12 protein-coding genes are annotated in these 14,073 nt (G+C 68.1%); 1 reads left to right on the top strand and 11 read right to left on the bottom strand.

Features of this window, described 5'->3' with window-relative positions:
* Window position 1: 1 nt before the first annotated feature.
* Window positions 2–934: an RluA family pseudouridine synthase gene (locus tag BBH56_RS03985; RefSeq protein ID WP_148122018.1), complete on the bottom strand. Its 933-nt coding sequence runs from the start codon at window positions 932–934 to the stop codon at window positions 2–4.
* Between the two features lie 369 nt (window positions 935–1,303).
* On the opposite strand from BBH56_RS03985, the gene rne reads away from it, so the two are divergent.
* Window positions 1,304–3,919 carry a ribonuclease E gene (rne, locus tag BBH56_RS03990; protein ID WP_318262603.1) on the top strand — a complete coding sequence of 872 codons (2,616 nt, stop codon included), beginning with the start codon at window positions 1,304–1,306 and terminating at the stop codon, window positions 3,917–3,919.
* Here rne and BBH56_RS03995 read toward each other — a convergent pair.
* Genes BBH56_RS03995 through sfsA form a run of 10 tightly spaced genes read right to left on the bottom strand, consistent with a single transcriptional unit; the run spans window position 3,916 to window position 13,983 of the window.
* Window positions 3,916–4,395 carry a low molecular weight protein-tyrosine-phosphatase gene (locus BBH56_RS03995; protein ID WP_148122020.1) on the bottom strand — a complete coding sequence of 160 codons (480 nt, stop codon included), beginning with the start codon at window positions 4,393–4,395 and terminating at the stop codon, window positions 3,916–3,918. The two genes, rne and BBH56_RS03995, sit on opposite strands and share 4 nt — an antisense overlap.
* Window positions 4,392–5,159 carry a 3-deoxy-manno-octulosonate cytidylyltransferase gene (gene kdsB, locus BBH56_RS04000; RefSeq protein WP_148122021.1) on the bottom strand — a complete coding sequence of 256 codons (768 nt, stop codon included), beginning with the start codon at window positions 5,157–5,159 and terminating at the stop codon, window positions 4,392–4,394. Before kdsB ends, BBH56_RS03995 begins: the two co-directional genes overlap by 4 nt.
* Window positions 5,156–6,148 (bottom strand): tetraacyldisaccharide 4'-kinase, encoded by a 993-nt coding sequence (gene lpxK, locus BBH56_RS04005; protein ID WP_148122022.1) that lies wholly within the window; start codon window positions 6,146–6,148, stop codon window positions 5,156–5,158. Before lpxK ends, kdsB begins: the two co-directional genes overlap by 4 nt.
* Window positions 6,141–7,925: a lipid A export permease/ATP-binding protein MsbA gene (msbA, locus tag BBH56_RS04010; RefSeq protein ID WP_148122023.1), complete on the bottom strand. Its 1,785-nt coding sequence runs from the start codon at window positions 7,923–7,925 to the stop codon at window positions 6,141–6,143. The genes lpxK and msbA overlap by 8 nt, the downstream gene beginning before the upstream one ends.
* Window positions 7,922–8,344, bottom strand: coding sequence for an ExbD/TolR family protein (locus BBH56_RS04015; RefSeq protein ID WP_148122024.1), 423 nt, complete (start codon window positions 8,342–8,344; stop codon window positions 7,922–7,924). Before BBH56_RS04015 ends, msbA begins: the two co-directional genes overlap by 4 nt.
* Window positions 8,341–8,964, bottom strand: a complete 624-nt coding sequence (locus BBH56_RS04020) for a MotA/TolQ/ExbB proton channel family protein (protein ID WP_148122025.1) — start codon at window positions 8,962–8,964, stop codon at window positions 8,341–8,343. The genes BBH56_RS04015 and BBH56_RS04020 overlap by 4 nt, the downstream gene beginning before the upstream one ends.
* Window positions 8,952–11,312 (bottom strand): DNA internalization-related competence protein ComEC/Rec2, encoded by a 2,361-nt coding sequence (locus BBH56_RS04025; protein WP_148122026.1) that lies wholly within the window; start codon window positions 11,310–11,312, stop codon window positions 8,952–8,954. Before BBH56_RS04025 ends, BBH56_RS04020 begins: the two co-directional genes overlap by 13 nt.
* 46 nt (window positions 11,313–11,358) lie before the next feature.
* Window positions 11,359–12,045 (bottom strand): lipoprotein-releasing ABC transporter ATP-binding protein LolD, encoded by a 687-nt coding sequence (gene lolD / locus BBH56_RS04030; RefSeq protein WP_110882842.1) that lies wholly within the window; start codon window positions 12,043–12,045, stop codon window positions 11,359–11,361.
* Complete coding sequence (locus BBH56_RS04035; protein WP_148122027.1) at window positions 12,038–13,285, bottom strand: lipoprotein-releasing ABC transporter permease subunit; 1,248 nt, start codon at window positions 13,283–13,285, stop codon at window positions 12,038–12,040. The genes lolD and BBH56_RS04035 overlap by 8 nt, the downstream gene beginning before the upstream one ends.
* Window positions 13,282–13,983 (bottom strand): DNA/RNA nuclease SfsA, encoded by a 702-nt coding sequence (gene sfsA, locus BBH56_RS04040; RefSeq protein ID WP_144347318.1) that lies wholly within the window; start codon window positions 13,981–13,983, stop codon window positions 13,282–13,284. The genes BBH56_RS04035 and sfsA overlap by 4 nt, the downstream gene beginning before the upstream one ends.
* Between the last annotated feature and the right edge of the window lie 90 nt (window positions 13,984–14,073).

Raw genomic sequence — 14,073 nt, forward strand, 5'->3', positions numbered from 1 at the left:
GTTATTGGTGCTCGAGGCGCGATAGCAGCGCCTGTAGATCGTCGGGTAACGGCGCCGTCACATCGATCCGGCCATGACCGGGCAGCTCGAAGCCCAGGTGCTCGGCGTGTAGAAACAGCCGCCTGAGCCCGACGGTGCGGAGCCCCCGATCGGCCCGATCGTCGCCGTAGCGCGCATCCATCGCCACCGGATGACCGATGGAGGCCGCGTGGGCGCGGATCTGATGGGTACGCCCGGTGTGGAGCGTGGCCCGAACCAGGCTCCACCCGTCATACGACTCGAGCAGGGCGACGTCAGTTCGCGCCGATTGACCCGCTGGGTGGACGCGCATCACCCGTTCACCCCCCTTGCCGGCCTCCGCCCGCAGCGGGGCGTCGATGCGCTGTTGCGGCGGCGACAATGGACCCCGCAGCAGGGCCAGGTAGTGCTTGTCGACGCGGTTGTCGCGGAACTCGCTGTGCAGGGCCCGCAGCGCGGAACGTCGTTTTGCCAGGACCAGACAGCCACTGGTATCCCGGTCAAGCCGATGGGCGAGATCCAGGAAAGGCGCCCGCGGGCGCATCAGGCGCAGTGCCTCGACCACGCCGTAGGCGATGCCCGAGCCGCCATGCACGGCCATACCTGACGGTTTATCGATGATCAGCAGGCGGTCGTCTTCATGAATGATTGCCGACTCCAGCCGCGCCATGACGGCGGACGACGGCGCCATGGCCTCGCCCGCCGCTGCCTGGCGCACCGGGGGCAGTCGCACCCGATCGCCTTCCGCGAGCCGATAAGTGGGCCGGATGCGACCGCCGTTGACGCGCACTTCACCCCGCCGCAGCAGCCGGTAGACGCGGGTGCGCGGGACGCCCTTGAGCTCACGCAGCAGGAAATTATCGATGCGCTGGCCGGCCAGTTCCGCCGCCACCGTGTGAATCGTCGCTCCGGGCAATCCGCGTCTCCGCTGTGGAAAAGACCCCAAGATTGCCACAGATCCCGCCGGTTTTTGGACGCCCTGCCGCCCGGTTGCTATAGTGCGAAAGCTGACACGGGTGAGAGAGGCGCGAATCGGTGCGCTCCCCGCCAGCCGGAAACGAATGCTGAGTGGGCGCGAGTCGTGGACTGGCGCCCGATGGAACCAACAATCAATACTGACAACGCGCCTGCCCGGGCGCCCGCAATAATGGATGCCCCATGATGGGTCTCTTGATCCTGCGAATCCGCTGCCTGCCGTTGACGCTCGCCAGATTTTTCTGGCGGTGCGCCGGCCAGCGTAACGCGTGTGCGGACGCCACGGACCGGCGCCGGAGACTAAGAACGCATGAAAAGAATGCTCGTCAATGCAACCCAGCCCGAAGAGCTGCGGGTTGCGCTGGTGGACGGCCAGTCCCTCTACGACCTCGACATCGAGACCCCTGCACGGGAGCGTAAAAAAGCCAACATTTACAAAGGCCGGATCACCCGGGTCGAGCCCAGCCTCGAGGCCGCCTTTGTTCAATATGGTGCCGAGCGCCACGGCTTTCTGCCATTCAAGGAGATCGCACGCGAGTACTTCTCTGGCGACAGCGACGTTGATCCCGCCAAAGTCTCCATCGCCGATGTCATCGCCGAAGGCCTTGAAGTCGTGGTGCAGGTCGAAAAGGAGGAGCGTGGCACCAAGGGCGCCGCGCTGACCACCTTCGTCAGCCTCGCCGGCCGCTACCTGGTCCTGATGCCCAACAATCCCCGCGCGGGCGGTGTATCCCGGCGCATCGAGGGCAATGAGCGCAACGAGATCCGGGATGCTTTGAAAGCGCTCGAAGTCCCTGACGGCATGGGGGTGATCGTGCGCACCGCCGGTGTCGGCCGCAGCGCCGAAGAACTGCAATGGGATCTGGACTATCTGCGTAACCTCTGGTCGGCGGTGGGCAAGGCCGCGGAGACCCGGGCGGCGCCTTTCCTGATCTATCAGGAAAGCAACGTCATCATCCGTGCCCTGCGCGACTATCTGCGCGCCGACATCGGCGAGATCCTCATCGACGATCGGGATGTCTACGAGCGGGCCCGCGAGTTCGTCGAGCAGGTCATGCCCCACAACCTGCAGAAGCTCAAGTTCTACGACGACCGTGTGCCGCTGTTCAGCCGCTATCAGATCGAAAGCCAGATCGAGTCGGCCTTCCAGCGCGAGGTGCGCCTGCCCAGCGGGGGCGTGATCGTCATCGACCACACCGAGGCGCTGATCTCCATCGACATCAACTCGGCGCGCGCCACGAAGGGTGCGGACATCGAGGAAACAGCGCTCAAGACCAATCTGGAGGCCGCCGACGAGATCGCCCGACAGCTGCGGCTGCGGGATCTCGGCGGTCTGATCGTCATCGATTTCATCGACATGGGCCCCAACCGCAACCAGCGCGAGGTCGAAAACCGGGTCCGTGATTCGGTCAAGCAGGACCGCGCCCGCGTCCAGCTGGGGCGCATTTCGCGGTTTGGCCTGCTGGAAATGTCGCGCCAGCGACTGCGCTCGTCGCTGGGTGAGGCGGCGCTCGAGGTCTGCAGTCGCTGCAGCGGCCAGGGCACCGTGCGCAGCGTCGAATCCCTCGCCCTGTCGGTGCTGCGGATCATCGAAGAAGAGGCGATGAAGGACAAGACGGGCAAGGTGGTCGCCCAGCTTCCGGTGGACGTGGCGACCTTCCTGCTCAATGAAAAGCGCGGCATCCTCGAGACCATCGAGACCCGCAACGGGATCGGCGTCATCCTCATTCCCAACCGGGCGCTCGAAACGCCGCATTACGAACTCCAGCGCGTGCGCACCGACGAGGATCTGCCGGCGGAGAACAGCTACGACCTGAGCAGCGAAGACACCGCCCCGAGCCGGGCCGAAGAGCTGCTCACCGCCGAGCGGCCCCGCACCGAACGCCCCGTCGTCAGCGGGGTCAGCGCCGGGCGGCCGGCACCCACCCCGCAGCAGCCCGCGGCTGAAGCATCACCGGCGGCGAGCCCGGCGGCCGAGTCGACACCGGCCGCCGTTGCCCCCACGCCCGAGCCCGGCACACCGCGTGCGCCCGGACTGATCGGCTGGCTGAAACGCCTGGTCAGTGGCGATGATGACGGCACACGACACTCACCGATGACCGACTCGAACCGGAGCGAGGCGGGCACCCGGAGCACGGAGTCGGACGAGACCGAAACCAGCGAGGGGACGGGGCAGCGTAACCGCAGTGGCAATGGCCGACGCCGTCGCAGCGGCGGCGGGGGTCAGTCATCCTCCGGCAACCGTCGGGGCGGTCAGCGACGCAGCCGCAGCGGGGGCAACGGCAATGACGACGACGCCACCCCGCGCGGCGCCGGGACAAGTGCGGCAAGCACTGAGTCAGACGCCTCGGAGCCTGCCCGCAACACGCGCAAGAAAAAGGCTGCCGAAGACAAGCCGGCCGCGAAAAAGTCCGCGTCGAAGCCGGCGGCGAAACCCGCCGCGAAGGATGAAACGCCGGCGGCAGAATCCACCGCGACCGGCGGTGCCGAGCAGACTGAAGCGCGCAACGACGGCAATGGCGAGGAAGGCAGCGACGCCAATGAGGCGGCCAGTGGCAGCACCCGTAGCCGCCGGGGACGCCGCGGCGGCCGCCGCCGGCGTCGTAACGGCGGCAACGGCGGAGCCGCTGAGGATACGGGTTCGGGCGCCGAGAATGGTGCCGATACCGAATCAGCGGACTCCGCCGCGCCGGGCGATGGGGAGAAGCCTGCGCCCAAGGCCAAGGCGGCCTCCCGATCCAGGAAGGCCGACAAGGGCGAGGCCAAGACCAAAGCGCAGGAAACTGAATCGGCTCCGAGCAATGGCGCGTCTGCCGAAACCGGTGGCGCCGGGCGCACGCACGATCCGCGCCGCTGGTCCGGGCGTCCGCGGCTTCCCGCCAATGAGGCCGATGCGGCCTCGCCTGGCGACAACGCCGGCGACTAGTCGTCGGCCGGTCGCGCCGCGATCGCGTCAATCAGGCCATTCGCCGCGTCATCGATCAGTGAATGGACGCGGCGAAAGCCTGATTCGCCGCCATAATAGGGATCGGGCACCCAGTCCACGCCCGGGGCCGCGGCATGGCTCAGCATTGGCTGGATCTTATCCCGATGGGCGCTGGGCGCCTCAGCCCGCAGCCAGGCGTAGTTGCCCTCGTCCATGGCGAGGATGTGGTCAAAGAACTCGAAATCGAATCCGTCCACCTGCCGGGCACGCAAGTCACTGATGTCGATCCCCTCCCCGGCCATCAGCCGCTGGGCGCGCCGGTCCGGTGCCCTGCCAACGTGATAGTCGTGGGTGCCGGCGGAATCGGTGCTGATGTGCGCCGCCAGTCCCCGCGTGCGGAGGCGTTCGCGGACAATCCCCTCGGCGATCGGTGAGCGGCAGATATTGCCCATGCACACAAAAAGCAGGCGCGTCATTGGCGATCTCCTGTTGCTGTTGAACCGATCACGGCCTCGGCCATTGCCAGATCCGCGGCGGTATCGATTCCCGGCCCCGGCGGCTCATCGGCGTCGGCCACCTGAATGTGGACGCCCGCCTCGAGCGCCCGCAGTTGTTCGAGCTGCTCAATGCCCTCCAGGGCACTGACCGGCAGTGCGGCATACTCGCGCAGAAACCCCGCGCGGTAGGCATAGATCCCCAGATGCCGGCGCGCCACTCGGCGCAGCCGGTCCCCCTGGCCCTCGCGGTCCCAGGGAATGGCCGCCCGGCTGAAGTAAAGCGCCCGCCCGCTGTGATCCGCCACGAGCTTGACCGCATGCGGGTCATGCAGTTCGTCGCTGTCGTGGAGGGCCGTTGCCAGTGTGGCCATGGACGCCGCCGGGTTGCCTGCCAGGGTGTGGGCGACCTGTGCCAGCAGCGCGGGCGGCATCAAAGGCTCGTCGCCCTGCAGATTGACCACGATCTCCGCGGGGTCCAGTGCGCAGGTCGCCACCACCTCGGCAATCCGCTCAGTGCCGCTGGCATGGCCGGGGTCCGTCAGGCAGCACTCCGCGCCCAGTGCGCGGGCACATCCGGCGATATCGGCGTGGTCAGTGGCGATGATCACGCGGCGCGCACCGCTTTCCGTGGCGCGCTGCCAGACATGCTCGATGACCGGCCGCCCGCCCAGCGGCAGCAATGGCTTACCGGGCAGCCGCGTGGACGAATAGCGCGCCGGAATGACGACCGTAAAAGCGTTCATGGCGTTCTCCTGCGTTGCTCAAACCGGCGCCGGGCAATCTCGAGCAGGCCTTCCAGACGTTCCGCACTGGCGGCGTCGGGCCGGGCGCTCACCGGCAGCTGCCAGCTACCGACCGGCGCGAGGCCGCTCAGTTTCACCGCATCCTTCTGCGTGACCACAAGGGGATAGCCGCGACTGTCAGGCAGATCCCCGGCACGGTAGTGATGGTGGTCGCCAAACGCATGAGGGATCACCTCGAGCCCCGATTCGCGCAGGCTCTCGAAAAACCGCTCAGGCTCGCCAATCCCCGCGACCGCATGGACGCGATCTCCGGCAACCGGCGCCACACCGGCCGTCTCGCCCAGCGGCTCCAGCGGATCGGCGAGCAGGTCAAAGCGGTCCCCGTGGGGGCCGGCCGCGCCGCCCCGGCCGATGACACAGTCCACCTCGCGCAGCCGGCTGAGCGGTTCGCGTAAGGGCCCCGCCGGCAGGCAATGCCCATTGCCCTGCCCCCGTCGGACATCCACCACCGCCACTTCGGCATCGCGCACCAGCCGGTAGTGCTGCAGGCCATCATCGCTGATGACCAGATCGACGCCCTCCCCGCTCACCAGCGCCCGGGCGGCGGCGGGGCGATCGCGACCCACCATCACCGGCACACTCGTGCGCCGGGCGATGAGGACGGCCTCATCCCCGACCCGCTCGGGATCCGTCTCGGGGCCGACCCGCTCGATGCCCTTGACGTGTCCCCCATAGCCGCGCATCACCACACCGGGCCGCCAGCCACGGGCCGCTGCCCGATCCACCAGCCAGATCACCAGCGGCGTCTTGCCGCTACCGCCCACAATCAGGTTGCCCACCACCACCACCGGCGCAGCGATGGACGGTGGGTTGCGCTGCAGCCGCCGGCGCCGCCAGGCCGCCGCCTGACGGAACAGCCACTCCAGTGGAAGGAGCAGCGTGGCCAGCCCCCCGGTCCGCGACCAGAACGCCGGCCATTGCCTAGTCATCGGCCGCCGGCGGTGTCTCGCGGCGGAACTGCAGCCGATGCAGGGCGGCATAGTGCCCGCCCCGGGCGATCAGCTCGCGATGGGTCCCCTGCTCGACGACGCGTCCTGCATCGAGCACCACGATCCGATCGGCGCGCTCGATGGTCGACAGGCGATGGGCGATCACCAGCGTGGTGCGGCCACGGATGAGGCGCTCCAGCGCCGACTGGATATGCTGCTCCGACTCCGAATCGAGCGCCGAGGTGGCCTCGTCGAGGATCAGCACCGGGGCATCCTTGAGCAGCGCCCGGGCGATGGCCAGACGCTGACGCTGTCCCCCGGAGAGCTGTACGCCATCGGCGCCGATCAGCGTATCGAATCCCGCCGGCAGTGCTTCGATGAACGTCCGCGCATTGGCCGCCTCGGCCGCCGCCATGATGGATTCGCGCGACGGCATGGGATCCTGACCGTAGGCGATATTCTCGGCGACACTGGTGTTGAACAGCACCACCTGCTGACCGACCAGCGCCAGCTGCCGGCGCAGCGCATCCAGTCGATAATCGCTCAGGGATACACCATCCAGGCGGATCTCGCCGGCCGATGGCTGATAGAAACGCGGCAGCAGATTGACCAGCGTGGTCTTTCCGCTACCCGATCGGCCGACGATCGCCACCGTCTCACCGGCCGGGATATCCAGGTTGATGCCGTCCAGGACACTGTCAGCGCCGCTCGCATAACGAAAGCTCACATCGTCAAAGCACAGGCTGCCTTCAACGCGGGCCGGCGCATAGCCGCCGGTATCCGGCTCCGGGGGTTCATCGATGATCTCGAAAATGCTCTCGCCGGCGGCGATGCCACGCTGGATCTCGGCATGAACGCGGGTCAGCCGCTTGAGCGGCTGGAGCAAAAGCATCATGGCGGTGATGAAGGACACGAATGTCCCGACACTGACGGTGGTCACACTGCCCTGGAGGGTCGCCAGCCAGACGACGATGGACAGCGCCAATGCCGCGCAGAACTGGACCACCGGAGTGCTCAACGCCTGCGTGCTGGCGAATTTCATGAACTGCTCGGTGTTGCGGCGGTTGGCCGCCTCGAAGCGCTCACGCTCCACCGCCTGCGCCCCGTGCATGCGGACCTCGTCACTGCCCTCGATGGCCTCCTCGGCCACATAGGCGATGCTCCCCACCGATTGCTGGATGGTATGGCTGAGGCGTCGGAAGCGCTTGCTGACGTAGAGCACCACCCCGATAACCACCGGCCCGAGCAGCATGAACGTGAGGGTCAACGAGACGCTGAGCCAGGCCATATAGGCGAGCAGGAACACCACGGTGGCGGTGTCACGGATGATGATCACCATGGCATTGGTCCCGGCCTGGGCCACCTGCTCGACGTTGTAGGTGAGCCGCGACAGCAGCATCCCCGAGGACACATCATCGAAATACCGGCGCGGCAGGGTCAGCAGCCGGGCGAACACCTCGCCGCGCAACTGCGCGATGACCCGTCGACTCACCCAGGCGGTGCCGTACTGGGCGGCAAAACTGCTGATGCCCCGCACGAGGAAGATGCCCAGCACCCCCAGCGGAATCAGCCGCAGCGTCGCCGGATCACGCTCGACGAAGCCGGAGTCGAGCATGGGCTTGATCAGCCACGCAAAACCCGCCTCGCTGGCGCCGGTAATCAGCATGCCGACAACGGCCAGTGCCGCGACACGCCAGTGGATGAGCACATAACTGATCAGCCGGCGGTAAATCTGCAGACCGCTCGCCGAATGAGTGCCGGGTCCTGTCGCGCTCATGACCCGTCATCCGTGCCGGTGGTGGCGATCCCCACCTCGGTAAAGCCGTTCCGCCCGGCCTGGTCCATCACGGTCAGCACCTGCCCATGGGGAACGCGATGATCGGCCCGGATCAGCACCTGCCGGGCATCGGCGGGGCGCCCGCGGCGCGCCTCGGTCAGTACCCGGCGCAGTGCCGCCGCGCCGCCGGCCACGGTCTCCCCGTCGACCTGGATGGCGCCCGCGGCGTCGATGACGATCTCAACGGGGGCGGTCTCCATGGGCTCGGCGGTCTCCGCAGTGGGGAGCGTCACGTCCAGCGCGTCGCGCTCGCTGAATGTGGTGGTGATGATGAAAAACACCAGCATGAGAAAAACCACGTCAATCAATGGCGTGAGGTTGATCTCGGGCGCCTCGGGCTCGCGGGTGGGCAGCTTCATGCCTCACCCGCCGGCATCGGGTTGCGGTCGAGGACATCGGCCAGTTTGAGGGCTTCCCGCTCGATGGCGACGATCAGGCGGTTGGCGCGGCCACGCAGATAGCGATGGGCAGCCACCGTGGGGATGGCCACGGTCAACCCTGCCCCGGTGGTGATCAGGGCCTCGCCGATACCGCCGGCAAGCGCCCGGTGGTCACTCAGCCCTTCGGCGTCAATGCCGGCGAAAACGTCGATCATGCCGATCACAGTACCCAGCAGACCGAGCAGCGGCGTGACGGCGGCGATGGTGCCAAGGGTGGTGAGGTGGCGTTCGAGCTGCAGGGCCTCGACGCGCCCGGTTTCCTCGATCCGCTCCAGCCGGTCGGCCCGCGAAAGCCCGGCATGCGTGAGCCCCGCGGCGATGACCCGGCCGAGGGGCGAGCCGGCGCGCAGTCGACGCAGATTGACCGGCCCCAGCGCGTCAGTAACCACCAGCCGCCAGACCTCGGGGACCAGATCCGCGGGCGCGACCCGGGGCTCGCGCAGGATCCACGCCCGCTCGAGCATAATGGCGATGGCCAGGATGGAGCAGCCCACGATGGGCACCATCACCCAACCACCGATACGCATCAGTTCCCACACGTTGGTTGGCGCGACTCCATCGGTAACAAGGGATAAGGCAATGGATGGTAATGGATTGACGGGTCATCCGGAAAGCGACGCCGCCGGGGCGAGTCGTGAAGCAGGCGCCGCCCGGGGCCCCGCGCCGCCCGCCAGCGGGGCGCGCGCTGCGGGTGCAGTTCGAGCGTCAATGCGCCGTGGCGACCGGTATCATGCAACGGTATGCCGCGACAGCGCAGGCGGCGGATGACCGCCGGGTGAGGCATGCCGTAGGCATTGCGGTAGCCGGCGGCAAGGACCGCGAGCCGCGGCGACGCCCGCTCGAGCAGTGCCGCACTGCTGCCGGTGCGACTGCCGTGGTGGGGCGCCTCGAGCGCGACCACCGGAGCATCGATGCGCGACGCAATGCGCCGCTCAATGGCCTGATCGATGTCGCCGGTGAACAGGACATCGCCGCCGGCCGAGCGCATGTGCAGGACGCAGGAGGCGGCATTCCCGCTCGCATCACGCGGCGCATCCGGCCAGAGGTATTCGAACCGCACGCCATCGAGCGCCCAGGACTGCCCGCGCCGGCAGCGCCGCACCTCAGCGAACTCGGCCAGTGGCTCGCCGGCATCCACCCGGTCGATGCGCACCGCCTGTCTGAGCGCGGGGACCCCGCCGCGGTGGTCGCGATCCGCATGCGTGACGATCAGCCGGTCGATCCGCTCGATGCCCCTTTGTTCGAGATACGGAATCAGCGAAAACGCCGCGGCATTGCTGCCCCCGGACCAGGCGGGTCCGGTGTCCACCACCAGGGTATGGCGCCGGGTGTGGATTACCGCGGCATTGCCCTGCCCCACCTCCAGCCAGGTCACCGTCACCGCCCCCGGAGCGGGCGGCTCGGGACCCGCAAGGAAAAAGCCCCCGATCAGGCAGGCCCCCAGCAATCGCAGCGCCCGGCCCGCGGGGACCATCCACAGGGCAAGGCCAGTGGCCAGGCCGAGCCCGGTCAGCGGATCAACCGGATTGAGGGGCCATGGGCCGAGGCCGGCGTCCAGCAGCCACTCGCCGGCCCCGACCAGGGCATCCAGCAGTCGCGCCAGCCCGTGCAGCACAGCACCGCCCGGACCAGGCAGTCCAATACTGATCACCGCCGCGGGCAGTGCGAGCGGGACGATCAGCAGCGAGAAAAGCGGCAGTACCATCAGGTTGACGAGCAGCCCGGCGGGACTCCAGCTGCCAAAGAAAAGCCCAGACAGGGGCGCCAGGCCGATCAGCAGCGCCAGCTGGATGCGCCACAGCCCACTCACCGCCCCGGTGCGTCGTCCCCGGACCACGAGGATGATCACCGCGACCGCCACGAACGACAGCCAGAAGCCCGCGCCCAGCAACGCCGACGGATCCATCAGCACCACACCGGTGGCGGCGATCAATAGCAGCCGTCCCGCGCCGACGCGGCGGCCGAGCAGTGCCGCCAGCGCCAGCACCGCGAGCATCATCAGGGCGCGCTGGGTGGGCAGGGCGAAGCCTGCCATGGCGGCATAACCGAGGGCCGCGCCCACCCCGATCAGCGAGGCGGTGAGGCGGCGCTCGCCGGGCAGCCGGGCCAACGCCCAGAGCCAGCGGCCCAGCCAGTAGCCAAAGCCCGCCACCAGGCCGATGTGCAGGCCGGAAATGGCCATCAGGTGACTGGTCCCCGTCGCCTGGAGGACATCCCAGGTGGTCTCGCTGAATCCGCGCCGATCGCCCACGACAAGCCCACGCAGCAGCGCCCCGCCGGGCCCCGGGGTGGCGGCCAGCTCGCTCAGATGCGCGGCCATCCAGGCCCGCCAGGCCACCAGTCCGCGCCCGGGAGCAAGGCGCCGCGCCTGATCCGGCTCGGTCACGTAGGCGGTGGCGTCGATATGCTCGCTGGCGAGCCACTGTTCGTAATCGAAACGCACCGGGTTCATGAACCCGCGGGGTCGCCGCAGACGAAGCGGCAGCTCCCAGCGCTCACCGGCCCCGATTGCCGGCTCATCGGCGTAGAGGCTGATGCGGATGCGCCGCGGCAGTCCCCGGGATACGCCGGCGATGGATTCAGGCTGCAGGAGAAAACGCTGGCGCCCGTCGCTGGCCTGCGGCAGGCTCACGACGCGACCCACCGTATTCACGGTCTCGGCGCGATCCACCGCCGGGCGGCGCTCAAGGGCTGCGGCTTGACTGAGCAGTGCCACCAGTACGCCAAGCGCCAGCCAGCCGGGCAGCTGGCCCCGACCCGGTAAAGCCAGACAGGGCAGCAGGACGATCGCCATCGCCAGCGCGGGGGCAATGCCCACCGGCAGCATCACGGCCAGAATCAATCCCGCGAGCAGCGCTCCCAGCCCATCGCCCACGCTGCGCGGCATGCGCCTGTCTCCCGATGAGGGTCAGACGCCAGATTATCAGCGCCGCTCAGACCTGCTGGAGCCGCCCGTCGGCGAGGTTCATCCGCCGATCCATCCGCGCCGCCACGTCCTGATCGTGAGTGACCAGCACGACGCTGGTGCCATGGGCGCGGTTGAGGGACTGGAACAGCGCCAGGACCGACTCGGCGGTCTGATTGTCGAGGTTGCCGGTGGGCTCGTCGGCAAGCAGACAGGCCGGTCGGGTCACCAGCGCCCGGGCGATGGCGACCCGCTGACGCTCGCCCCCGGAGAGTTCGCCCGGTTTATGACCCAGACGATGACCAAGGCCGACTGACTCGAGCATGGCCGCCGCCGAATCACGCGCTTCACCCAGCGCGCTGCCACGGATGAGCAGCGGCATGGCCACGTTCTCGAGTGCCGTGAACTCACCGAGCAGGTGATGAAACTGATAGACAAAGCCCAGCATCCGATTGCGCAGCCGCCCGCGCGCCGCGGCCCGCAGCCGGTGCACGGGCTGCCCGCCGATGCGTACCTCGCCGGCATCCGGGTCCTCGAGCCCACCGAGCAGCTGCAGCAGTGTGCTCTTGCCCGATCCCGAACGCCCCAGGATGGCGATCTGTTCGCCGGCGGCGACGCGGAAGTCGAGGCCCCGCAATACCTCGACATCCAGGCCCCCTTCGTGGAATCCCTTGCCGACCGCGCGGCATTCCAGCACCGCTTCGCGCTCACTCATGCCGCAGCGCCTCCGCCGGCGCGGTGCGCGCGGCACGCCAGGCCGGGTACAACGTGGCAAGCAGGCTCAGCCCGATCGCCGAGAGGCTGATCCGCCAGACATCGCCAGCGCGCAGATCCGATGGCAGATCACTGATCAGATAGATATCGCCGGACAGGAACTGGACGTTGAAGAGCTGCTCGATGGCGGGGACGATCGTCTCGACATTCAGCGCCAGGGCGACGCCCGCGCCGGTGCCGATCAGCGTGCCGACAATGCCCAGCAGGCTGCCCTGGATGATGAAAATGCCCATCACCGTCGCCGGCCGCGCGCCCAGGGTGCGCAGGATCGCGATGTCCGAGCGCTTGTCCTGGACCGCCATGACCAGTGTCGAGACGATATTGAATGCGGCCACCCCGACGATCAGCATCAGGATGATGAACATGACGGTTTTCTCCATCGCCACGGCGCGGAAGAAATTGCGATGCTGCATGGTCCAGTCGCTGACCCGATAGCGCCCCGGCAGCTCCCCGGCGATCGTGCGCACGCGCTTGGGCGCGGTCATGAGGTCGTCGAACTCGAGCCGGATCCCGGTGACCGCGTCGCCGAGACGCTGGAGTCGCTGCGCATCGGCCAGATGGATCAGCGCCAGCGAGCTGTCGTACTGCGCCATGTCGACCTCAAAGGTCCCCGCGACCTCAAAACGCCGCAGTCGCGGCAGGATCCCCGCCGCGGAGACCCGCACCTCGGGGGTGATCAGGTTGACGGCATCGCCGCGCCCAACACCCAGCTCATCCGCCAGCCGACTGCCCAGGATGATCTGATACGCCCCGTCGGTGAGATCACTCAGCTGGCCGCTGACCAGGTTGTTGGCGATCCGCGAGACGGCCGGCTCGCGCTCTGGGTCGATACCGCGCACCAGCGCACCGGTCACCGCCGAGCCCCGGGTGAGCATGACCTCGCCGTTGACGAACGGCGCCGCACCGATCACCGCCGGGCGCTCATCCAGCGTGGGCAGCAGCGACTGCCAGTCCTCGAGACCATCGGCGCCGCCCTGCACGGTGGCATGCGACACCATGCCAAGGATGCGCTCGCGCAGCTCTTTTTCGAAGCCGTTCATGACCGATAGCACCGTGATCAGGGCCATCACCCCAACGGCAATACCCAGCATGGAGCTGGCCGAAATGAACGAGACGAAGCCGTTACGCCGCCGGGCGCGGGTGTAGCGAACGCCGATGAACAGCGGCAGCGGCCGGATCATGTCACCACCGGAATACGCCGGTTGACGCGAATGCCCGTGGCATCGGGACTCGCGCCGACACCGATGACCGCGACACCGGCGTGCTGTGCGGATCGCAGGGCGCGGCCGTAGGCCGGATCAATGGCATCGGCGGGACGGATCTCGCTGACATCGCTGCGCTGCGCGCAGAACACCAGCATGCCGCCGGTGCCGCGTTCAGCCAGACGTTGCAGCACTTCGAGATGGCGCACGCCCCGGCTGCTGGGTGCATCCGGGAACACCGCCACGCCGGCCTCAACGGCGGCGGTGACGTTCTTCACTTCAATGAACCGGCCGTCGCCCTCGAGCTGGAAATCGGCGCGCATGGGCTCGTCCGGCACATTCACCTCGGCCCGTAGGGATCCGCCATCGGCCACTTCTGGGATCAGTGCCGGGTCGAGCAGCGCCTCGGCCACCAGGCGATTGGTCCGTCCGGTGTGGATGCCAACCCGCAGTCCCCCGCCCAGTTCCACCTGCTCCCAGGTGTGCGCGTACTTACGGCCACGCCGATCGGTATGCGACACCCACACCCGCATGCCGGGCTCGGCGCAGCCGAGCATCGACCCCGTGTTCGGACAATGGGCGGTGATCGACTCGCCGCTGTCGAGGCTGATATCCGCCAGGAAGCGCTTGTAGCGACGCTGCAGGGTGCCGGCGATAAGCGGCGCTTGATACTCCATGTTGGCAGTCTAACCCCTGCCTGCCCGGCGATCATCCCGTTTCCCGCGATCGCCGCATTGGGTAGACTTCGCGTTCGACCGTCAGTGACC

This window comes from Spiribacter roseus (assembly GCF_002813635.1).
Classification (GTDB): domain Bacteria; phylum Pseudomonadota; class Gammaproteobacteria; order Nitrococcales; family Nitrococcaceae; genus Spiribacter; species Spiribacter roseus.